Origin of the sequence: Pseudomonas sp. 8 R 14 (assembly GCF_900005955.1) — a bacterium.
Taxonomy (GTDB): domain Bacteria; phylum Pseudomonadota; class Gammaproteobacteria; order Pseudomonadales; family Pseudomonadaceae; genus Aquipseudomonas; species Aquipseudomonas marginalis.
This window is the reverse complement of the sequence record NZ_CVTH01000002.1, coordinates 1-22,020: the sequence shown is the minus strand read 5'-3', so window position 1 is coordinate 22,020 and position 22,020 is coordinate 1. Positions and strand designations below refer to the sequence as shown.

Below are 22,020 nucleotides of genomic sequence, written 5' to 3'. Positions count from 1 at the left end.
GTGTGTCCTCTCGCAGCCTTACCGATGAACAAGAAAAAGTCCGTCACCATCAGCGACATCGCCAAACGCGTCGGCATGACCACCATTACCGTGTCCCGGGCGTTGAGCAAACCTGACCTGGTCAAACCGGCCACCTTGGCGCGCATCCTCGACGTAGCGCGCGAACTCGACTATGTGCCCAACGCCTTCGCCCGCGGGCTCAAGCGCAGTGAAAGCCTGATCATCGGCGTGATCACCGCGTCAGTGGACAATCCGTTCTACAGCGAGATGATCAAGGCGATTTCCCGCGAGGCCAAACAGCACGGCTACACCATCATGCTGGTGGACACCGATGAGCTGGAGGAATTGGAAAGCAAGGCGGTCGATACCCTGCTGGGCTACCGCGTAGCAGGGATCATCCTGTCGCCGGTCTCCGACGAGCCAAGCTACCAACCCGATTACCTGGAGCGACTGGGCAATGGCAAGACCCCAGTGGTGCTGCTCGACCGTACGATCCACGACAGCCCATTCAGCCGCGTGGTGCTCGACAACTACCACAGCGGCATCCAGGCTGCACATTACCTGCTGCGCCAAACGCCCGATCTCAAGCGCCTGCTGGTGCTGACCGGCCCCGAGCATTCGCGCATCACCGTCGAACGCCTCAAGGGCCTGCGCGAAGTGCTGGCCGAACACCCGCAGGTACAGGTGGAAGTGCAAGCCGGCGACTACACGCTGATGCCCTCTTACCTGCACACCCTCGACTACCTCGCCGAACACTCGGCGCCGGACGCGATCATGGGCTTCAACCAGTTGATCACCCTGGGTGCCCTGCGCGCCCTGCGCATGCACAACATTCCCCATGACAGCCTGACCATCTGCGGCATCGATCGCCTGCCCTTCGCCGATATCTTCGGCGTACCGATTGCGTGCGTGGCCCACGACGCCTCGCTGGCCGGCAGCAGCGCGGTACGCCTGCTGCTCGATCGCCTGGAAGACCCGCACAAACCTCGGGACAAGGTGGTGATCGCCGGCAAGCTGGAGAACGGCTAGCGGCTGGTGTAGCCGCCGTCGATCGGCAGGCTCACTCCGCTGATCATGCTGGCGGCATCGCTGAGCAGGAACAGCACGGGTAACGCCACTTCCACGGTCTCGGCAAAGCGCCCCAGGGGGATTGCCGCCAATGCAGGATCACGCTTGGCCGGGTCGGACCAGGCCATGGTTGCCATCGGCGTGAGCGTTACCGTGGGGTTGACACTGTTCACGCGAATGCCAAATCGGCCCCATTCGGCGCACTGCACACGGGTAATCGCATCCAGCGCGGCCTTGGAGGCGCAGTAGCTGAGGTGGTCGTCCAGCGCGACCAACGAGGCTTGGCTGGAGATGTTGACAATGCTGCCGGCGATGTTCGCTTCGATCATTTTGGCCGCCACTCGGCTGGCCACCTGGGCGGCGGCGCGGGCGTTGACCTGCATGACCTGATCAAAGGCTTCTGCACTGATGGAGGCGGCGGGTTCCAGGCGCGAGATGCCCGCGCAGTTAACCAGGCCATGCAAGGGCGGCAAGTCTTGCAGGGCGTTGTCGAGGGCGGTGCTGTCGGCGATGTCCAGGCACAGGGTGTGGCAGCCCAGTTGCGACAGGGCATTGGCGTCGCGGCCGAGGGCAAAAACTTCGGCGCCGCTGGCGATCAGTTGCCGGGCAATTTCACGGCCGATGCCACTGCTGGCGCCGGTGACGAGAATGCGTTGGTGGGTGAAGTTGAAGACTGCGTTCATGATCACTATTCCCTAGGCGATAAAGATCCCCTGTGGGAATGAGCAAACCCGCTCCCACACTTTTGGACCGTGTTGATTCAGGTGGCTTGCAGGTTGTGCATGATCGGTCTCAGGGCCGGATACAGTTTCAGATACTCGGCGAACACCCGGTCATACGCCTCGACGTTTTCCGCTTTGGGCTCAGCCCGCAACGCCAGGTGCACCCACCCTTTATCCATTTCCCCATCACTCACCAGCCCCACCGTATGCGCCGCCAGCAACGCCGCGCCCAAGGCGGCCTCGACTTCCTGGACAATGGTGTACACCGGTAACCGCGTGACGTCCGCGATGATCTGCATCCACAAATCCGAATGGCTCGCGCCCCCTACCACGATCAAGCGCGGGTCCAACGAGTGCGCGCCACGAGTACCCGCCTCGATGTTATGGCGCAGGGCAAAACTCACCCCCTCCAATACCGCGCGGTACAGGTGGATACGGCTGTGATACAGGTTCAGCCCGACAAAACTGCCGCTGGCGCGGTCGTCCCACACCGGGCTGCGCTCGCCCATCAGGTACGGCAGGAACAACACCCCTTCGCTGCCCGCCGGAATGTTCATCGCGCTCTGTTCCAGCAGGACCAGGCTGTCCTGACCGCTGGCCTTGGCCTGTTGTTCCTCGGCCTGGCAGAACTGTTCGCGAAACCAGCTCACCGACGCCCCGGCGGTGATCGCGCCACCGAAGATGTACAGGTCCCGGTGGCCGTTGTAGACATGGGGCATGCTGACCAGGCCGTGGTGCGCCTCCACCTGCTGGTTCAGGTAGCCCCAGCACATACTGGTACCGATCATCGCCACATGGTTGCCCGGCTGCGTGACGCCGGCAGCCAGCGTTGCCATGGCCGCGTCCACGCCACCGGCAAGCACCGGCGTGCCCGCCTGCAAGCCCAGGCGCGTGGCCCAGTCTTCAAGCAAACCACCGACGACTTCGCCGGAATACAACAGTCGCTGCGGCATCATCGCCAACGGTATATCCAGCGCCGCGAGCATTGCTTCGGACCAACCCCGCGCCGCCACATCGTAGACCCCGCCGATATTGCCGGCGCTGCTATGGTCCACCGCCAGCGCACCCGTGAGGCACCAGTTGATATAGCTGTTGGGCGGCAGCAAGTAGCGGGTTTTCGCCCAGACCGCGGGCTGGTGCTGCTTGAGCCAGAGCATCTTGGTGAAACCGTAATAACTGTCCACCGAGTTGCCGGTGATCGTGAACAGACGATCCAGGTCGACATGCTCGCGCACCCACGCCACCTGCTCGCCGGCGCGGCGGTCCATCCAGATCAGGCAGGGGTGCAACGGTGTCATCTGCCCATCCACCGCGATGCCCGAACCGCCATACAGACTGCTGATGCACAGCGCCTTGACCTGGTCTTTGGCCACTCCGGCCTTGACCATGCATTGCGCCACGCAGGCCTCGACCGCATCCAGCCAGACCTGCGGCCATTGCTCCGCCCAGCGCACCTTGGGGGTATCCACGCTATACCCCTGGCGGTGCTGGGCAATGATCGTGCCTTGAGCATCCACCAGCAGCGCCTTGGTACTCTGGGTTCCTATGTCCACACCCATCACGTAGTTCATGCTGCTACTCCTGGGATGGCAGCACCGGTTTCAACAACACCTTGATCGACTTCGTCGAATTGGCCAGCTCAAAGGCTTCGGCAAAGTCATCCAGCGGGAAATCATGGGTGACGATGCCCTTGGAGGTGACCAGTCCGCGCTCGAACAGGTCGATGGCAATCGGGTAGCAGTAAGGGCCGAGGTGGGCGCCACGCACGTCCAGCTCCTTGCGGTCGCCGATGATCGACCAGTCCACGCTGGTCTCGGCGCCGAACACACTGAACTCGACAAACCGACCAAGCTTGCGGATCAGGTCCAGGCCCTGGGTGACGCCGGCCGGCACGCCGGTGGTTTCGATGTAGACGTCGCAGCCGTAATTGTCGGTAAGGCCATTGATCATCTCGCGGGCGTTGTCCCGTGCCGGGTTGATCACCACGTCGGCGCCGAATTTTTTCGCCAGCTCCAGGCGCTCATCGACCATGTCGATCACCACCAGTTTCTTCGGTGTTTTGAGCGCCGCGACCTGCACCATGCACAGCCCGAGGGTGCCCGCACCGGCGATCACCACCACGTCGTCAAGCTGGATATCGCCACGGTTGACGGTGTGGATCGAGCAGGCCATCGGCTCCACCAGCGCCGAATCTTCCAGCGAAACCGACGCGGGAATCTTGTGCACAATGGCGGTCTTGGGAATGCGCATGTACTGCGCCATGCCACCTTCGGCCACTTCACGCTGGAAGCCGAAGATGTTGTGCACTTCGCACATCCAGTACTTACCCGACTTGCAGAAACGACACTTGCCGCACGGCACGATCTGTTCGGCGATAACCTTGTCGCCCACCTGTACCTCGAAGTGTTCCTCGGCGCCCTCCCCCACTTGCTCCACATAACCGAAAAACTCGTGGCCCGGTACCACCGGCGCCTTGACCCACGGGTTGTCGCCGCCCCAGAACATCGCCGCGCCCGAGTGGCACTTGCAGTCACTGGCGCAGATGCCGCACGCGGCGATGCGGATCACCAGTTCATTGGGCCGCGCCTGGGGTTTGCCGATGCGTTCCAGGCGGTAGTCTTTGGGGCCGTGGCAGACGACGGCTTGCATTTGGGTGTGCTTGTCCATGATGGTTGGCCTGTATGAGAGAAGTTTATTTATGGCGCTGACGGCTGATGAAAATCGCCAGCAAAATGATCCCGCCCTTGATCACGCTCTGGACGTAGGGCGACACCCCGAGCATGTTCAATCCGTTATTCAAGACCCCGAGCAGCATGGCGCCGAGCAAGGTGCCGACAATCACCCCACGCCCACCGGCAATCGACGCGCCGCCGAGTACCACGGCGGCAATCGCATCCAATTCGAACGACACGCCGGCATTCGGCTGGCCGCTCATCAGGCGTGAGGTGAGCACCAGCCCGGCAATCGCGGCGGTCAGGCCGCTGATGCCGTACACCAGCAACTTGAAGCGCGCCGCGCGCACGCCGGACAAACGCACGGCTTCTTCATTGCCGCCGATGGCGTAGATGTAGCGGCCGATGCGCGTGTGTTGCAGCAGCACGTAGGCGGCCAGGTAAGTGATCAGCATGATCAGGATCGGCACCTGGATGCCGAACACACTTTCGCGACCGAAAAAAGCAAACCAGTCCGGCAACCCGGAAATCGGATAGCCGTCGGTGTACATCAGGCCCAGGCCCCGGGCGATGCCCATGGTCGCCAGGGTGACGATGATCGGCGGCATATGCAGGTAGGCCACGAACAGACCGTTGCCGATGCCGAACGCCACGCCGATCAGCATGCCGGCACCTATCGCCAGCCCCGGCGGCAGCCCCGCGACCATCAGCCCGGCCGTCAGCGTGCCGGACAACGCCATCACGGGCCCCACCGACAAATCGATGCCACCGGTGAGAATCACGCAGGTCATGCCCACCGCGATAATCGCGTTGATCGATACCTGGCGCGCGATGTTCGACAGGTTGCTGGCGGTCAGGAACGTGTCGCTGGCCAGGATCATCACCAGGGTCACCACCACCAGCCCCACGAACGGATAGAACGCCGGCGAGCGCACCAGCCGCGCCAGGTTCAGGCGCAGCCGAGCGGTGTCAGCGCGGTTAATGGACGTATTCACTTGAGCCCCCTGTTGCATGGCGCATGACCTCTTGAGGATTGACGGCGGACGCTTCCAGGACCTTGACGATCGCGCCCTTGTGGAACACGGCGACGCGGTCGCACATGCCGATGACTTCGGGCAGTTCGGAGGAAATCATGATGATCGCGTAGCCCTGTTCGGTGAGGCTGCGCATCAGCGCGTAGATCTGTGCCTTGGCGCCCACGTCGATGCCGCGCGTGGGCTCGTCGAACACCAGCACATCGCAGTGGTGGTTGATCCAGCGGGCTATCACCACCTTTTGCTGGTTGCCGCCGCTGAGGTTGAACACTCGGCTTTCGCCGCTCGGGGCCTTGATCGACAGCTGCTTCATCAATGCCTCGACGCTGGCGCACTCCTTGGCCTTGTCGATCAGGCCGCCGGCGTTCTGGTACTTGGGCAGGTTGTTCAGGGAAATATTTTCGCGAATGCTGAAATCAGTGATCAGCCCTTCGCTCTTGCGGCTTTCCGGCAGCAGCCCGATGCCATGGGCCAGCGCCTGGGCCGGGTCGTCGAGGCGGATTTTTTCACCACGCAGCCACACCTCTTTGCTCACCGACGGCAGCGCGCCGAGCATGCCCAGGGCCAATTCAGTGCGACCGGAGCCGACCAGACCGGCAAAGCCGAGGATCTCGCCCTTGTGCAGTTGAAAGCTGTTATGCGGACCGTTGCGCACGAGCTGGATGTCCTTGACCTCCAACAACAACGGACCGCGTCCGGTGCCGGGCTTGGGCGGGAAACTGCACTCCAGGCGGCGGCCCACCATCATTTCCACCAGGCGGTCGATATCGCTGTCGGCCACATCGGTCAAGCCCACGTTGCCGCCGTCGCGCAGTACGCTGATGCGGTCGCACACCTGGAAAATCTCTTCCAGGTGATGGGAGATAAAAATCACCGCCACGCCCTGACGCTTGAGCTCACGCATGATCTCGAACAGCAGTTCGGCCTCGCTGGGCGTCAGAGTCGCGGTGGGCTCATCCAGCACCAGCAAACGCGCATCCAGGGCCAGGGCCTTGGCGATTTCGACGAATTGCTGCTCGGCCACGCTCAAATGCTTGACCGCGCAATGCAGGTCGATGCTCACGCCCAAACGCTGGAACAACGCCTCGGCGGCCTCGGCCATCTCGCGTTTGCGCAGCAGGCCAAAGCGGTTGCTCAGCTCATGACCGAGGAAGATATTTTCCACCGCCGTGAGGTAGGGAATCAGGCTGAACTCCTGGAACACGATACCGATCCCGGCAGCGATTGCGTCGCGGTAAGTAGCGAAACGTTGTGTCTGGCCGTCGATGAGGATGCGCCCTTCGTCCTGATGCTCGACGCCGCCGAGGATCTTCATCAGGGTTGATTTACCCGCGCCATTTTCGCCGAGCAAGGCATGGATCTCGCCGCGCTCGACTTGCAGGTTGATGGACTTGAGGGCCTGCACCCCCGGGTAACGCTTACAGATATTTTCCAGCTTCAGAAGACTGCTCATGCCGCCGACCTCTCGCTCAGAAGGATGACTAGGGCCCCACGCATGCCGAGGGGCCTGGGCGGTTTACCAGCTGAAGTCCTTGGCCTTGGCCTGGTCGATCAGAGTGATGTCCACCGGGATAGTGGCGGGCACTTGCGAGCCCCACTTCCTGGCCAGGGCAATACCCAGGGCCAGGCGGATCTGGTCACGGGGGTACTGGGCCGAGGTGGCGATGAATTTACTGCCGGGTTTCTGGATCGCCTTGATCGCTTCCGGCGCGCCGTCGACGCTGACCAGTTTCACGTCCAGGCCGCTGGCCTCAATGGCAGAAAGCGCACCGAGGGAGCCGTTGTCGTTCACGCTGAAAATACCCTTGAGGCCGGGTTGGGCCTGCAGCATGTTTTCGGTGACGGTCAGCGCCTGGTCACGCTCCTGCTTGCCGTTCTGGACGCTCACGATCTTGATGTCCGGGTGCTTGGCCACGGCCTCTTTGCAACCGCGCACGCGCTCCAGGATCGGCACCACGGCGATGCCGTCGAGGATGGCGATATTGCCTTTGTCGCCGATGTGCTGGGCCAGGTATTCACACGCTTGGAAACCGGCGTCGAAGTTCTTCGAACCGACGAATGAATCCAGCGGGCCTTCGGCCTGGGCGTCCACCGCCACCACCACGACACCGGCGGCGTGGGCGGACTTGACGGCCGATTGCACGCCTACCGAATCAGTGGGGTTGATCAGCAGGATATCGATGCCTTTTTGCAACATGTCTTCCACGTCGCTGACCTGCTTGGACACGTCGTGGCGGGCATCGGTGATGATGAGTTTCGCACCGATGCTCGCGCCGGCTTCTTCCAGGGCGTTTTTCATCGTGACGAAATAGGGGTTGTTGATTTCCTGGAACGACGCGCCGATGCGGATCGGCTTGGGGGCGTCGGCGAACGCCGGTACAGCGTTGCCGAGGGTGATGCTTACAGCCAATAAACACAGGGTTTTCGGGAGCATTTTCATGGCGTGGTCTCTGTTTTGTTTTTATTTTTAGAGCAAATGTTATCGTTAACATTTTGCGAGAAACTAGCAAGGAAACTAGGCCGGTGCAAGAGGCCGTTGGTCAGTCCCGAACAAATGTGGGATCGCCGGTGGCGAGCCTGTCGCCGAAACGAGCGTTGGCGAAACGAAAAAAAGGAGCAGCCGGTTCCGGCTGCCCCTTTCATTTATCACGATGTATCAGTGTGTGATGTTCTGGGTGCAGATGTGCCCCAGGCTCACGTAAGGGACGTTATCGCCGCCCACTCCCACACCTTGGAACTCATCCAGCTCGATGCGCCAGCCACCGAAGTTGAAGGTGGTGTCCCAGTTGTACGCCACGCCGGTGCTGCTGTCCGGGATTACCACACGGTAGTCGCCGAAGCACTCACCCAGGGAGGCGCTGGCCAGGGTCGCGCCGGCACTGTTGGTGGTGGCCTTGAAGTCGGTCCAATGGAACTCGGCACCGTCAAAGCGTTTGTCGACGCGCAGGATCGGCGTTACCCCCAGCAGCGGCACGCCCGTGGAGTCGGCCCATTGGGTCGACCAGTTCAACGTGCGCGCGGTCTGCGTTGCCAGAGGGAACACCGACACCGGTACCCGCACAATGTTGTCGCCCTTCACGTCGAAGCTCTTCAACTGAGGCGCCGAACCCAAGGTCAGGTTGTATTGGACACTCGGATCCTGGGTGACGCCAGGGTTGGCACGAACCCGCACTTGCGCCACATAGCCAGGTGCCAGACCGGAGGCAACCAGGTCATCGCCGACCGGTACCTGGACCCAGTTGTTACCTTCCAGACGCTCGAAGATCCACTGGTCACTCACCTCTTTTTTGTCATCGCTCAGGGACATCGCCACGTTCTGGCCACGGGTGGCCTGGAACGCGAAGTAGTCGACATCATCCGGGTTGTCGAGATTGCCCGTCACCTTGTTCAGGGCGTCGGGCAGCACGAACGAGGCTTGAGGGGTGTCGTTGGGTTCATAGGCATCGATGTTGGTGTCCACCGCCACGCCAAAACTGAACTGCGCGTCGGTGGCCTCATTGGCCACCATGTACCAGTAATAATCCCCCGCCGGCAGCACGCCATCCAGGAACTCATCGGCATTGCCCGCGTTGTCGGAGGTACCGATCAGTTGCGGATTGCCCTGGCCGTCATCCCGGAACAGGCTCAGCGACATATTGGCACCGGCACTTTGGTCAATCAGTTGCACCAGCACGCGAGCACTTTGCGGCAGGTTGAAGTGGTAGGGAAACTCCTGGCCTGTCTGCACATCGGTGATGGTGTAGAGGGTATTGACGTCCAGTGTCGGAAACAGCGGCACGAATTCGGCAACCGCCGTTTTCAACTGGTCCTGGGCGGGTTTCTTCAGTTCGCTGTCAGCGGTGGCAACCGTGGTGGTTTTTGCCGGTTGACTGGCCACGGCCTTGGATTTTGCGGCCGCCTTGACCGTCATCGCCGCCTTGAGTTTTTGCTGCAACTGCGCGGAGATGGGTTTGGCTTCGAGCGTACCGCCCGACTTGAGGGCTTTTTCCGCGGCCTGCTTGACCGCCTGTGCACTCAGTTTGGGGGTGGGCTGCGAAGGGTATTGCTCGGCCAGGGCGAAGGCCGAAACGAAGCAGGAGGCCGCCATGGCCGCGCCCAGCATAAAGGCTTTTTTCGATTTCATTTTTTATCCATCCATAGTTAAAAACTGAAGGTCAGGTGACATCCGGTCACCTGGGATGGAATGTAGGACATTACTGGATGTATGTACAGTATTTTTTCAGCCGAATGTGGCCTTAAGGAAAAATACGTGTAGGAAAAACTACCCCCCTCGAACCTCTGCGTTTTCACTGAAATAGCTTTCCAGTTCGTCGAGTTTTGGACGCCCGGCGCACAGCATCAGTCCCAGAACAACGAACGTTCCAATGATCATCACGAGGGTGTAGACGAAAAAATAATTCATCGTTAAGTCCACTCCGGCCACCAATGGAACCAGACATACCAAATAGCGGTAGTGACAATCCAAATGGAAGAAACACGATATGGCCACAATGCCCATCGCTTAAGCGCTAAAGGAACAGACGCCAGTTCGGCCTCAGTCACTAAGCCTTCTTTCAGGAAAGCCTTGGGCATTGACAGAATATCGATCATCAAACCCATGCGATGATACCGATCGATTCGCTGATTTCTTTTCCAAAAGCGCTTATGTCTACGGACCTTTTCGTTTTCACTGAAGTAACTTTCCAGCTCGTCGAGTTTTGTATATTCGGCAAAAAGCATCAGTCCCAGGAGGACTAACACCCCAACAAAATTCACAATGGTGAAGGCAAGAAAAAATGACACGATTAAGCCCCTTCTGGCTCGAAGATCAAATCACCGTCGACCTCAAGGATCCTTCCACCCAAAAACGCCCCCTGATCACCCAGCTTATCGCCTCCCACATACCCACCCCCAGCGCCGCCGATAACTGCGCACGCAAGCGCGCCTTGTGACTTCATGGAAATACCCAAAAATACGTGACAAGCACGACGAGCTAATTTCGCAGCGACATGCCCACCCCAAGCCGCACCCGACACCGCCCCCACCAACCTCCCCGTCTCCACATACTTCGCCCTCCTGCACTGCGCCTCCCGTCCCGTCACACACGCCTCCTTGATCTCCAGCCCGGTCACGCCCACATCCAGCGCGATCCCAATGAAAGTCCCGTTACCCAGCCACTTGGACATCTGCGCAATCTCGCGCATGCGCCGTGCATACCCCGCAATCTCGCCTTTATGCAGATAGCTTTTGGTCGAAATCCCCAGCACCTTCTTCAACGACTCATTGCCCTGCAACCCCGTGCCGAACCGTGCCGCGCCTTGCAGTTGCAGATCCAAGCGCCGGAACAAAGCCTGGCGCTGTTTGATAAAGCCATCCCGGTCCAACGCACCGTCCTTCAAGCGCTGATGCAACCCCTCGATGTCCTCCAGGGTCTGCGCCACCTCATTCAGATGCCGCGACCAGGCCGATGTCGCACTGCCGATACCAATCGATCCGTAGGCCATGAAGCTCTGCAGCAAGTCATAGTTGCCGATCAACTCCCTGCCCGCCGAGGTATCCATTTCCAGATTGCGCCGAACTGTTTCGGCATGGCGCATCAACCAGGCTTCCTCGCTCGAACAGCTCACGCTGTACGGATCGGGAATAATCACCAATTGACCCGGCGCGACCAGACCGGGGCGCAGGTGCCGGTTGAGCACATCAAAATGATCGGAGCGCTGCTGGCTCGGGGCGCCGCCCATGAGGCGGGATTTCAAATGGATGTAGTCCGTTGTGCGGTCGTTGATATAGCTCTGCGCCATGCCTTACATCCGGGATGCAAAGAATATGGCGTCGAAATATAAGCAAGCACCTACGCCCCGAACACAAGCGCAGGTGGGCTGAATTGCATTTGGGAAGTTGCCTACTTCACGAAGAAACAGCGCCTACAGAAACAACCCTAATACCCGGTCATCTCCAGGTACCCCACCCCACCCTCAAACCGCACCGGCCCTTCCCAGTACGGAATACTCAGGTTCATCCAGGCCTTGGGGTTGACGGCCTGGGTGGTGATATCCAGCTGCTTGCCGGGAATTTTCAGCGACCAGCGTGTGGGAATCTGGCGGCCGTCAATCGCCGTGGTGTCCAGCGGTGCCAGTTGGATGTCGGCGTTGTGCAGGGTCTGGGTGTGGCCTTCGCGGTCGATCCAGGTGCCGGTCAGGTAGGACGCGCCGTCGGTTTGCCGCACCCGAAACAGCATCAGTTGCTCGCCTCGGTCCAGGTGCAGGGAGAACCAGTCCCAGCCGGTCTGGCTGGCGGTCAGCGGTTGGCTGCTCCATTCGCGGTCGAGCCACGCCGGGCCGCTGACCTGATACGTCTTACCGTCGATGCTGACACTGCCCTCGGCGGTAAAAAACGGCTGGCTGTAGTAGTACGACGCCTGGCCCTGATCGGACTTGCGGCTGTAGCCATGGTCGCCTTGCAACACCAATGGCCGGCTGGAGGTGAGGCGCAGGTCGTAGGCAAATTGCGCCCCGCTGGCCTTGAGTTGCATGTCCGCCAAGGCGCTCGCGGCGCCGGGCTGGCTGGCGAAATTCCAGTCGTCGATCCAGGCGTTGAACGGCGCGGCCTGCGCCCCGGCCTGGCCGACGCCGCCGCGGGCGAAGCGTTCGGCGGCGTAGTGGTGGGTGGCGGAGGTGACGGCGGCGTGGCCGAGCCATACGGTCGAGTCGTGCCAGCCCGCCTGCGTCGCCCCGGCCTTGAGGGCGTTGCGAAACAACGTCCATTGCACGCCGAATACATTGCCTTGGGCGTCCTTGAGGTTGGCGGTGACGTACCACCACTCGATCCGAAAGCCGTCGTGGGGGCCGTGGTCCTCGGGAAAGCTGAAGACCTTGCCGGGCAGCACCTGGGCAAAGTCGGCCGCGTCACTGCCCAGGCCGGCGAAGCTTTCCGGCGGCGCAGGTTGTTGGTCGCACGCGCCTAACAGCAACAGAAGAAGCCCTGTAGGAGCGAGCTTGCTCGCGAAAAACGTCAACGATAACGCGGGCATTCCGGCTGCACGCGGCGCTCTCGGGTTTTTCGCGAGCAAGCTCGCTCCTACAGAGAGGACAGCCAGGAACAGGGGCTTAATCTTCATGGGCAAACGTCCTCAACAAATCCGCCGGACGGCTGCGGTACAGCTGCCACAGCGGCCAAGCCGACGCCAACAACGTGGCCAGCAGCGCCAGCCCCAGCAATTGTGCGAGCTGCCACGGGAACACTTGCAACGGCAGGCGCCAGCCAAAGGCCTGCACGTTGATCACCGCGTCCAGGCACCACGCCAGCAACAGGCCCAGCGGCAACGCCAGCAGCAACGTGAGCACCGCCAGCAGCCAGGTTTGCCCCAGGTTCAGCAGCATCAATTGCCTGCGCGTCACCCCCAATGCCCACAGCGGGGCGAGTTGGCCGAGGCGGCTCTGGCTCTGGGTCAGCAGGCTGATGAACAGTGCCACGCCGGCCACGCCCAGGGTCAGGCTGTTGAGCGCGGCGGTGGCGGCGAAGGTGCGCTCGAACACTTGGCTCGACCAGCCCTTGAGTTGCTGTTGATCGACGATACGGCTGTCTTCCAGGGCAAAGGCGCGCTGCACTTCAGCCACCAGCGGCGCCACGTCCTGCGGCAACACCCGCAGGTTGAAACGCGCCGGTGCCAGTGTCGGCCAGCGGGCCAGCAGGTGCCGGGAATTGACCAGCACGTGGCCCTTGGGGTTGCCGTAATCGGCGTACACCCCCACCACGGTCGGCGACCACACACCCTGGGGCGTGGGAATGCTCACCGTATCACCCAGCGTCACCCCGAGCCGCCGCGCCAGCTGTTCGCTGAGCATCAGGGTCTCGCCTTGCTGCAACTGGTCCCACGGCGCCCTCGCCGCTTCCAGCAACGGCCAGTGCTGGCGATAGGTCGGGTCGTCGACCACGCCAAACAGATCCGCCGGCCAACCCTGCAATTGCACCGCGACCTGCCAGGTGGGCAACACGGTTTGCACCAACGGTTGCTGCGCCAGCCAGGCGCTGAGTTGCTCTGCCTGGACCGGGGTTTGCGGGTTGAGGTACAGCTCGGCGGTGAGGCGTTGCTCCAGCCAGTTATTGAAGGTGTGGCGAAAGCCCGAGGTCATGGAGCCCGCGCCGATATTCGCGGCCAGGGCCAACAGCAGCGCCATCAATGCCAGGCTCAGGGCCGGCAATTGTTGGCGGCAGTCAGCCAGGAACCATTGGCCGAGGACCGAACGGCTGCGCCCCAGCAGCGCCTCCAACAGGCCATTGAGCAGCACCGGCAGGCCCAGGGCGGCGCCGAGCAGCAAGGCCGCCATCAACACAAAACCGGCGGCCAGGCTGTCGCCCAGCCATAACGCCAACAACGCGATCAGCAAGGCCGTGGCCGCGACCCAGCCCTGGCGCCGCAACCAGCGCCCATGGGCCTCGCGCCAGGCCTGGGCGTTGGCCAGCGCCAGCAACGGCAAACGCGCCGCGCGCCATAGGCTGCTGGCGCCGGCAAGCAAGGCGCCGAGCAGGCTCAAGCCCAACCCTGCCGCCCACCACCAGGGACTCAAGCTCAATTGGCCCGGCACCTCGGCGCCATACAAGCCACGCAGGCTGGCGGCCACATCCGGCAGCAACAGGCTGGCCAGCAGGTAACCGCTGGCGACGCCGAGCACGCCCCCCAACAGTGACAACGCCCCCAGCTCCACCCCCAGGCCGAGGATCAACATCCGCGCACTCACCCCACAGGCGCGCAAGGTGCGCAACAACCCGCGCCGCTGCTCCAGGGCCAGGCCGATGGCCGCGTGCACGATAAACAGCCCCACCACAAACGACAGGAAGCCCAGCGCATCAAGGTTCAGGTGAAAGCTCTCGGTCAACCGCGCAAGGTTATTCTCCTCGCCCTGCTTGAGCTGCAACCCGGCGGGCGGTGTGGGATGGCGCGCGGCGAAGGCCTTGTCCACCAGCAGGCGCGAGAGCTGGCCGGGCATCTCCAGCAGCGCCTGGGCAAACCCGATATCGGTGAGCAACAGGCCGGGCGCCATATCCGCCTGGACCTGCAACGGCGGCAGGCGCTGCCCATTCAGCGTGAGCGGTTGCTGGCCCTCACGCAGTCCCAGGGCCTGCAAGGTGTGCGGCGCAATCCAGGTAAGACCCGGCGGTTCAAAGAAGGCCAGCATCTGCGCCTGGCTCAGGCGCTGCCCCGCCACCGCGCCGCTGCCGGGCAACGACAATGGTTCGATGCCCATCAACTGCAGGCGTACGTCCTCATGCCCCTTGAGTTGCAGCCGCCCCTGCACCACCGGCGACACCGGCCACCCGGCACGACGCAGTTGGGCAAACAGCGTTTGCGCGAAACTGGCGGCGTCCGGCGCACTCAGGCTGGCCTGGGGTTCGCCGCCGATCAATTGGCTGGCGCGCGCGTAACTGTCGCGGGCCTGGCTGTTGAGGGCCTGCACCCCGGTCAGCAGCGCGGTGGCCAGCCACAGGCCGGTAAGTACGCTGAAAAACTGCACCGGATGCCGTCGCCAATGGCTGAGCAAGGCACGCAAGGTCCAGTAAAACACCCTCACGTCGGCATGACCTGTCCATGATGCAGCACCACTTGCCGGTCCAGTCGGGCGGCGATGCGTGGGCTGTGGGTCACCATCAACAGGCTGGTGGGACTGTCGCGCAGCAGGTCCAGCAGCAGTTGCAGGACCTCGTCGCTGGTGGCTTCGTCGAGGTTGCCGGTGGGCTCGTCGGCCAACAGCAAACCTGGGCGCGAGGCCAACGCCCGCCCGACCGCCACCCGTTGCTGCTGGCCGCCCGAGAGTTGTTCCGGATAGCGCTTGAGCAAGTCCCCCAGGCCCAGGCGTTCGACCAATTGCGCCTGCCACTGCGGATCAAAACGCCCCGCCAGGCGGGCCTGGAACGCCAGGTTGTCGTCGACGCGCAAGCTGCCGATCAGGTTGAACTGCTGGAACACCAGGCCAATCTCAGTACGCCGCCAGTGGGCCAGTTGCGCCTCGCTCATCCGGTCGAGGCGCTGCTCACCCACCTCGATGCTGCCGCCGTCCACCCGATCAAGCCCGGCAACCAGATGCAGCAGGGTGCTCTTGCCGCTGCCGGACTCACCCATCAACGCCAGGCTGCTGCGCGCCCCCAGGTGCAGGTCGACCCCCGCCAACACCGCCAACGGGCCTTGGGGGGTGGCGTAGCTTTTGAAGACACCTTGCACCTGCAACATGGGAACACTCATCTGATGGCTGGCAATCGAGAATAACGGCTGAGGATCAAGGCCACGCAAATTTTTCACATGGTTTTCACCGGCCGCCCACCCACCGCACTTTAAATTGCCGGCCAAGCGTCACTCGTCGACAACTTATTAGTTGCCACGCCTGGCAACTTTTAACCGCAGCATGTTCAGCGAAAAGACAGCCACCCTGTGACAGCCTCGCGCTTCACTTCGGGCACTTGCCGACAAGTTGCGCCTAATTAATACAACACAGCCGATAGTGACCATGGTGAATGTAGTGGTTGACCTTACCCTGATTAAACCACGCTCGCGCCGAGCCTTTTTCAAGCGCCTCAAACCGCTTTGGCTCGGGCTTACGGTGGTCGCCGTGCTGCTCACTTGCGCGCTGTTCTGGCCGTCCTCCCCACGGGACCTCGGCGTGGGCAACCGCCTGCTGACGTCCCAGGTTCTGCCGCTGTGGCGCGACGGCGACCTGATCGTACTGGTGCGGCATGAAGAGCGCTGCGACCGTTCGAGCAACCCGTGCCTGGGCCCGGTGGAAGGCGTGACGATCAATGGCAGCCAACACGCCGAAAACCTGGGCAAAGCCTTTAAATCACTGGGCATGGACGGCACTGACGTACTCTCAAGCCCCGCCATTCGCACGGCTCAGACCTCGCGCTTCATGTTCGGCAAAACCGACATGACCTCCAGCGAACAAGCCGTCTGCGGCAAGGCCATGGGCGAAGAACTGCTCAGCCACAAACAGGCTGGACGCAACCTCGTATTCGTCACCCACAGCGGTTGCATCGCCGACTTTGAAACCGCCCTGGGCTTCCCCCACGCCAAGTTTTCCGAGTACGGCAGCGCGCTGTTCGTGCAGGTGCTGGCCAACGGCAAGTTCAAGGCCCTGGGCATCATGAAAAACCAGGACTGGCCTGCCGCGCTTAAACAAATCTAAGTCATTCCCTTCCCGCCGCCAGGCTTATGTTCAGCAAAAAGACAGCCCTGTTCTGGCATGTTTAGTTGCGTCCTTAATTAAGGTCGTTATGACTATTTCCTGTTATTTAGTGAACGCCGTGACGACTTTCGCCATTACTTCATTAGTTGAAAAAAACACCATCGGACGTCAAGGAGCGACGTTTTCATGACTCGCCTGAAACCCCCGCCGGTACTCTTGCTGGCCTTCGTCGCGTTTTATCTGTTGCCACTGGGCCTGCACGGTTTGTGGATACCGGATGAAACCCGCTACGCCCAGATCAGCCAGGAGATGCTCCTGAGCGGCAACTGGGTGGCGCCGCACTTCATGGGCATCCGCTATTTCGAAAAACCGGCCGCCGGTTACTGGCTGATCGCCCTGGGCCAGGCCGTGTTTGGCCAGAACCTGTTCGGTGTACGCATCGCCTCGGCCCTGACCACCGGCTTGAGTGTGCTGCTCGCTTACCTGATCGCCCGTCGCCTGTGGAACGACCCGCGCAAAAGCTTCGCCTGCGCCCTGCTCTACCTGAGCTTTGGCCTGGTGGCCGGGCAAGCGGGGTATTCCAACCTCGATCCGCCATTCACCTTGTGGGTCAACCTGAGCCTGGTGGCGCTGTGGTTTGCCCTCGACAGCAGCACCCTGCGCAGCCGCCTGGGCGCCTGGGCCGTGTTGGGATTTGCCTGTGCCATGGGGTTCATGACCAAGGGTTTCCTGGCGTGGGCGCTGCCGGTGCTGATCGCCGTGCCCTATATGCTCTGGCAGCGGCGCCTGGGCGAGTTGCTGCGGTATGGCCCGCTGGCCATCGGCGTGGCCGTGCTGGTGTGTTTGCCCTGGGTGCTGGCGATCCACACTCAGGAACCGGATTTCTGGCGCTTCTTTTTCTGGAATGAACACATCCGCCGCTTCAGCGCCGACAACGCGCAACACGTGCGACCCTGGTGGTTCTTCCTGCCGATCATGGCGGTGGCTTGCCTGCCGTGGGCCGGGCTGCTGCCCAACACCCTGCACCAGGCCTGGACAGAAAAGCGCCACCCGGCAATCGCCTTCCTGGCCCTGTGGTTGCTGCTGCCCCTGGGCTTGTTCAGCCTGAGCAACGGCAAGCTGCCGACCTACATCATGCCGTGCCTGCTGCCCCTGGCGTTGCTGATGGGGCATACCTTGAGCGAGCTGGTCAGCCAAGGCAGAACCCGAACCCTGCGCCTCAATGGCCTGTTCAACTTCGTGATCGGCATGGCCGCCATGGTCGGGCTGATCTACCTGCAAATCGCGAGGCCGCTCTACGGCAACAGCCATGCCGAGATGTTCAGCCTGTCGCTGGCCTTTATCGTGCTGCTGGGCTGGATCCTCACCAACCTGCTGCAAAGCTTTCGGCCGCTGACGTTGTGGGCAATGCCAGCCCTGGGCATCGGCCTGCTGGTGGTGCTGCTGCCGTCGAGCATGCCGGCCTACATCGCCGATAACGAAATGCCCGACCAATTTGTGCTGGAGCATGTGGATGAGTTGCAGCACACCCACGCGCTGCTGAGCAATGAACTGGAGAGCGCCAGCGCCTTGGCCTGGCGCCTGCAACGACCCGACGTGACGCTGTATGACACCGAAGGCGAGTTGCGCTACGGCTTGCAGTACGCCGGTGCGGTCACACGCAAAGTGGAGCTGGAACAGCTTCAGGGCTGGCTCAAAGAGGCGCGCCAGCAAGGCTCGGTCGGCGTGCTGCTGCGGGTCAACAGCACCAGTGAAATGCGCGAGGCCGGGCAATTGCCGCCCGGAGGCAAACGCTATTACAAGGGCTACCTGGAACTTATCCTCTACCCGCAGGCGCCATGATGCCGGGTTATCTCAAGACCGAACGCGGCGCCCTGCTGCTGTTGCTGGGCGTCTCGGCCCTGCTGCTCACCGGCCTGGGTGCGCGTGACCTATGGGGCCCGGAAACCCGCTGGGCGAATATCGCCTTGCAGATGCTGCAGAGCGGTGACTATTTCGACCCGTACCTCAAGGGCGGGCCGTATTATGACAAACCCCTGCCCTCCTACTGGCTGATCACCGGCGCGGCGCACCTGGGAGGCCTCGGGCCCTGGTCATTGCGCCTGCCGTCGGTGCGTCCCAACGGGAGCAAGCCCACTCGCCACACGCCAATGCCGTGCGGCCTTATCTCAGCGCAATCCGGGTTTTCATCGGACCGCTCTTACACGACTTTCGGGTTGCGTCTGATGAACCTCGCCGCTAACCTTCGCGGGTCGCTGCAAATTCAGCGAACGGGGGTGGAAGCCCGAACTCTCCAGGCGTATAAGCGCCCATAGCCTTAGCGGGCGCTTTTTTCATGTCCGCGATAAAGTGTTATGGCGGCTGTGCGCGGGGCACCCTCGGGTGCGCCGGGGTCCTGGAGTCCGGTCTTCCACACCTGCGTACAGTCGCCACCCATCATGTGGAAGTGATTGTGGCGGCTCCTTCAACTCCAGGAGCAACCGTATGAAGAAAGTCACACCCAATCCCCCGCTACCCACCTCGGATGACAATCCGCAAATCCCCCCCGATGTCATCTTCACCGTGCGTCCCGGCCTGAGTACGGAAGCGGCCTTGAGCAACGCCAGCGAGATGCTTGAATCGGCCACGGTCTGCGCATACGGCTGCGCCGAACGTCTTGACGGTCACAACCGCCGGCATGTGCTGGCAATGGTGCAGATGATCGAGATTGCGCAGTTACTGGTGGATGAGGCGCTTAATCGGGAATGCCCGGCGGCCTGATCACACAGCGCAAATCCAATCAGCACAGCAAAGCCCCCTGTGGGAGTTGTCGAGCTTCAGCGAGGCTGCGATGGGGCCGGGGCGGGCGGTCAATTCGTCGACTGACCGGCCGCTATCGAAGCCTCGCTGAAGCTCGACAACGCCCGCACTGGATCTTCATCAGGCAGGATAAATGCAGTGAAGTTACCAACTGCCCATCGCCAGACTGAACGCTGACACTTGCGCAAACTAACGAGACGGCCGGGCCCATGGTGACCTGCCAATAACGCTGAGCCTCTGCGATCCTGGAAGGGTTAAAAGTCTGTGATGTCGAAGTTCAGATTGACCTCGTAATTATTAAGCACAATTGATTTGGTTTTGAACCACAGCGTTCCGCTAATCGGTTTGTCAGGGTAGCTGTTTTTCAACTCAACCCAACCTTCAATCCCTTTGTACTCTCTGGTTACACCGGTCTCTCGGATAAAAGTCTTGTAATTCAGCGTCAGTTTCACCTGCGCGTCGCCAATCCTATAGGTGCCGCTGGAAACGTCCTCGCGATCAAGATGAAGACCAATGAGCGCTGTCTCACCAGGTTTTTCCAGATCATCCACGGTGCCATGGAAACGCAACGTCCCCTCCTGGTTGTCACGCCAGATCCATTCAGCGTCAAAGAACGACTCTACATTGGTGTACAGGTTCTTGACCGTCCCGGTCATAGTACCGGTGGCTGTCCCTCTACCAGGCTTCTGAAGTTCGATACCTTCAAACATGTTCATCTCCTCTCCAGTATCAGTGTGTAGTTGCCGCGCCAACCTGTATTGGATAGAAAAAAATGAGGTCCGTAACCTGTGATTTATGACAGGTTTAAGCACGTACTTTTTATTACTTGTTGTCATTAGGACACGGTTCACTTTAACCAGGACGGCACCCAAGCTACCAACTCCCCATCCCCAAACTGAACGGCGAAAACTCCGCGAACTGCCAGCGCAACGCCAACGCCGCCGGGCGGCGGACCAGGTGTTCCACGGTCACTGTCCATAACCGCTGCGCGCCCTCGAAGCGGGCGACCTCAGGCCCGTCGAGAATCAACGAGGTACGCCCGGCGACCTGCAACATGTCCCCCGATTCAAAGTCGATAAACAACAACCCCGCCACCGGATTGGCCGCCAGGTTGCCCAGGGTGTTGAAGAACAGGTTGCCGGCAAAATCCGGGATGGTCAGCACGTCGCCCTCCACGCGCACGAAGCCGGTGTGGCCGCCGCGATGGGAAACGTCCACCGAGCGTTCACCGTCGACATCCACGTAGCTGGCGACGAAGAAGGTGTCGGCGTTGCGGATCATGGTTTCGGCTGCAGCGTCCAGGCCGCCCATGCGCTCGACCTGGCTGCCAGGTTTGCGTGCAACCCCATCGACCGGCCGCAGTTGGATGTATTTGGGGCAGTTCCCGAAGGTCTGCACGACGTCGATTGACAAGCCGTACTGATCAAGTCCGCCGACACGGCCGTTCATGCGGTTGCGGCGCCGGGTGTTCAGGTCGATGCCGAGCAGGCCCACTGCGGCACCCTCGTGCAAAGCGGCCCGAGCCGGGTCGCTGGCAGAGGGCAGGCTGTCAATCTGCAAAGTATAAGGATCGGGAGAATGGGCAAACCCCGGCGCGCCTTCGACCATCGTCGCCCAGGGAATCCCCTGCTCATCCACCACGCCGAGCATCAGGTACGGCAACAAGGGATAGAAGTCCCGATGCTGCTCCGGCAGGTGATCGCGTATCACCTTGGGCCCGACCACCGCCATGCGCTCGGCCACGCCGACCGCTGCTTGTAACTGCCGTTCGCCGGCATGCCAGGGGGACTGTTCGATAGGGTTCATGGCGATCACCTCAAGTTGGTTGCCCCCATGCTGCGCCCTACCAGCCAAATGCAGAATGCCCACCCCAGGCAATCCACTATTACGCCAACTGAAATGCCGAGTGCTCACGCAGCGCCGCCACGCAGTGGTCGACGAAGCTGCGCACGCGCATCGGCGCATGCCGGCCCTCGCGGTACACCACGTGCACCGGCAAGGGCGCTGGCTCGTAGCTCGGCAGAAGGCGACATAACTGGCCGCCGAGCAGATGCTCATGCACCGGGTAGCTCAAGCAACGAACCAGCCCCGTGCCGTGCAGCGCCGCATTGATCGCGCCTTGCACCGTTGCGCAACTCAGACGCGCGCGGGCCTTGAGCTGGCAACCCAGGAATTCCCAATGCACCGGGTTGGCATTCGCGATCAGGCGATGCTGCTTGAGGTCGTCCGGGTGTCGGGGTTCGCCGTGCGCCGCCAGGTAATCGGGACTGGCGCAGAGGATCTGCCGCACGTGCCCGACCGGGCGCGCGATCAGCGATGAGCTGGGCAACTCGCCGACCAGGATCGCCACGTCCAGCCCCTCTTCGTGCAGGTTGGGGTAATAGTCGTGGTAGTGGGCGGTGAGCTGCACCGCAGGGTAACGATCCATGTAGCTGGCCAACAGCGGCGCCATCACATAGCGGCTGAACAGCAACGGCATGAACACCCGCAGATTGCCCTGGGCCTGCACATGCAAGCCCTTGGCCGAGGCTTCGGCGGCGTCCACGGCGGCCAGCAGGTGCACGCAGTCGGC

General features: G+C 61.7%; 19 protein-coding genes and 1 pseudogene. 5 read left to right on the top strand and 15 right to left on the bottom strand.

Translation table 11 applies throughout. The features are described from left to right. Nucleotides 1–24: 24 nt before the first annotated feature. Nucleotides 25–1,029 carry a LacI family DNA-binding transcriptional regulator gene (locus tag BFQ01_RS00105; protein ID WP_065923776.1) on the top strand — a complete coding sequence of 335 codons (1,005 nt, stop codon included), beginning with the start codon at nt 25–27 and terminating at the stop codon, nt 1,027–1,029. On the opposite strand, the gene BFQ01_RS00100 is transcribed toward BFQ01_RS00105, so the two are convergent. From BFQ01_RS00100 to BFQ01_RS00045, 12 genes are all read right to left on the bottom strand, one after another. Continuing rightward, nucleotides 1,026–1,751 (bottom strand): SDR family oxidoreductase, encoded by a 726-nt coding sequence (locus BFQ01_RS00100; protein ID WP_065923775.1) that lies wholly within the window; start codon nt 1,749–1,751, stop codon nt 1,026–1,028. The two genes, BFQ01_RS00105 and BFQ01_RS00100, sit on opposite strands and share 4 nt — an antisense overlap. A gap of 77 nt (nt 1,752–1,828) precedes the next feature. After that, entirely contained in the window at nt 1,829–3,361 is a 1,533-nt protein-coding gene (locus BFQ01_RS00095) for an FGGY-family carbohydrate kinase (protein ID WP_065923774.1), read from the bottom strand. Nucleotides 3,362–3,365: 4 nt separating this feature from the next. After that, a complete protein-coding gene (locus tag BFQ01_RS00090; RefSeq protein ID WP_065923773.1) occupies nt 3,366–4,457 on the bottom strand; it encodes an alcohol dehydrogenase catalytic domain-containing protein in 1,092 nt (363 codons plus the stop codon). A 25-nt stretch (nt 4,458–4,482) separates the two neighbouring features. After that, entirely contained in the window at nt 4,483–5,475 is a 993-nt protein-coding gene (locus BFQ01_RS00085; RefSeq protein WP_065923803.1) for an ABC transporter permease, read from the bottom strand. Beyond that, entirely contained in the window at nt 5,441–6,949 is a 1,509-nt protein-coding gene (locus BFQ01_RS00080; protein ID WP_065923772.1) for a sugar ABC transporter ATP-binding protein, read from the bottom strand. Before BFQ01_RS00080 ends, BFQ01_RS00085 begins: the two co-directional genes overlap by 35 nt. A gap of 63 nt (nt 6,950–7,012) precedes the next feature. Further along, on the bottom strand, nt 7,013–7,936 hold the full coding sequence (locus BFQ01_RS00075; RefSeq protein WP_065923771.1) for a substrate-binding domain-containing protein: 924 nt from the start codon (nt 7,934–7,936) through the stop codon (nt 7,013–7,015). A 216-nt stretch (nt 7,937–8,152) separates the two neighbouring features. After that, nucleotides 8,153–9,619 carry a hypothetical protein gene (locus BFQ01_RS00070; protein ID WP_065923770.1) on the bottom strand — a complete coding sequence of 489 codons (1,467 nt, stop codon included), beginning with the start codon at nt 9,617–9,619 and terminating at the stop codon, nt 8,153–8,155. A 281-nt stretch (nt 9,620–9,900) separates the two neighbouring features. After that, nucleotides 9,901–10,278 (bottom strand): hypothetical protein, encoded by a 378-nt coding sequence (locus tag BFQ01_RS00065; RefSeq protein ID WP_065923769.1) that lies wholly within the window; start codon nt 10,276–10,278, stop codon nt 9,901–9,903. Nucleotides 10,279–10,280: 2 nt separating this feature from the next. Then, entirely contained in the window at nt 10,281–11,276 is a 996-nt protein-coding gene (locus BFQ01_RS00060; protein ID WP_065923768.1) for a hypothetical protein, read from the bottom strand. Between the two features lie 137 nt (nt 11,277–11,413). Next, on the bottom strand, nt 11,414–12,505 hold the full coding sequence (locus tag BFQ01_RS00055; protein WP_065923767.1) for a lipocalin-like domain-containing protein: 1,092 nt from the start codon (nt 12,503–12,505) through the stop codon (nt 11,414–11,416). A 76-nt stretch (nt 12,506–12,581) separates the two neighbouring features. Continuing rightward, nucleotides 12,582–15,044, bottom strand: coding sequence for an ABC transporter permease (locus tag BFQ01_RS00050; RefSeq protein ID WP_065923766.1), 2,463 nt, complete (start codon nt 15,042–15,044; stop codon nt 12,582–12,584). Then, a complete protein-coding gene (locus BFQ01_RS00045; protein WP_065923765.1) occupies nt 15,041–15,700 on the bottom strand; it encodes an ABC transporter ATP-binding protein in 660 nt (219 codons plus the stop codon). The genes BFQ01_RS00050 and BFQ01_RS00045 overlap by 4 nt, the downstream gene beginning before the upstream one ends. A gap of 274 nt (nt 15,701–15,974) precedes the next feature. On the opposite strand from BFQ01_RS00045, the gene BFQ01_RS00040 reads away from it, so the two are divergent. The 4 genes and pseudogenes from BFQ01_RS00040 to BFQ01_RS00025 all read left to right on the top strand — a co-directional run bounded on the left by BFQ01_RS00040 (nt 15,975) and on the right by BFQ01_RS00025 (nt 19,409). Continuing rightward, entirely contained in the window at nt 15,975–16,649 is a 675-nt protein-coding gene (locus tag BFQ01_RS00040; protein WP_065923764.1) for a lipopolysaccharide core heptose(II)-phosphate phosphatase PmrG, read from the top strand. A gap of 186 nt (nt 16,650–16,835) precedes the next feature. Then, entirely contained in the window at nt 16,836–18,491 is a 1,656-nt protein-coding gene (gene arnT, locus BFQ01_RS00035; protein ID WP_065923763.1) for a lipid IV(A) 4-amino-4-deoxy-L-arabinosyltransferase, read from the top strand. Then, a pseudogene (locus BFQ01_RS31040) lies at nt 18,491–18,763 on the top strand (ArnT family glycosyltransferase); the annotation flags it as partial. The gene arnT and the pseudogene BFQ01_RS31040, both read left to right, overlap by 1 nt. Before the next feature lie 370 nt (nt 18,764–19,133). Next, nucleotides 19,134–19,409: a DUF6124 family protein gene (locus BFQ01_RS00025; protein WP_065923761.1), complete on the top strand. Its 276-nt coding sequence runs from the start codon at nt 19,134–19,136 to the stop codon at nt 19,407–19,409. Nucleotides 19,410–19,702: 293 nt separating this feature from the next. Here the strand turns inward: BFQ01_RS00025 and BFQ01_RS00020 are convergent, their stop codons facing one another. The 3 genes from BFQ01_RS00020 to BFQ01_RS00010 all read right to left on the bottom strand — a co-directional run. Continuing rightward, a complete protein-coding gene (locus BFQ01_RS00020; RefSeq protein WP_141691222.1) occupies nt 19,703–20,158 on the bottom strand; it encodes a hypothetical protein in 456 nt (151 codons plus the stop codon). Between the two features lie 163 nt (nt 20,159–20,321). Continuing rightward, nucleotides 20,322–21,254, bottom strand: a complete 933-nt coding sequence (locus BFQ01_RS00015) for a pyridoxamine 5'-phosphate oxidase family protein (protein ID WP_065923759.1) — start codon at nt 21,252–21,254, stop codon at nt 20,322–20,324. Between the two features lie 79 nt (nt 21,255–21,333). Continuing rightward, the coding region (locus BFQ01_RS00010) for a LysR substrate-binding domain-containing protein (protein ID WP_065923758.1) at nt 21,334–22,020 on the bottom strand (687 nt) is incomplete at its 5' end.